1 protein-coding gene is annotated in these 296 nt (G+C 66.6%); it reads left to right on the forward strand.

Annotated elements, in window-relative coordinates; translation table 11 throughout:
* Window positions 1–296: chloride channel protein (locus EN824_RS34525; RefSeq protein ID WP_189522296.1), on the forward strand; the 296-nt coding region annotated here is incomplete at both ends.

Below are 296 nucleotides of genomic sequence, written 5' to 3' on the forward strand. Positions count from 1 at the left end.
CAGCATCGAAGCATCGAGCCTGCGTGCCGGCGCGGAAGGCGGCCTGCTCACGCCCGGGCTTACCAATGGCGCGCTACTCGCGGTCGTGCTGGCGGGCGCGTGGAATCATCTGCTGCCCGGCGTGCCGGCGGGCGCGGCTGCAATCATCGGTGCCGGAGCGTTCCTGGCTGCTTCGATGCAGATGCCGCTCACCGCGGTGGTGCTGATCGTCGAGTTCACGCACGCGAATCACGATTTACTGTTCCCATTGATGCTGGCAGTCGGCGGCTCGGTGGCCATGTATCACGGCATTCCGC

The sequence above is a fragment of the Mesorhizobium sp. M8A.F.Ca.ET.181.01.1.1 genome (assembly GCF_004792025.1).
In the GTDB taxonomy this organism is placed as follows: Bacteria; Pseudomonadota; Alphaproteobacteria; order Rhizobiales; family Rhizobiaceae; genus Mesorhizobium.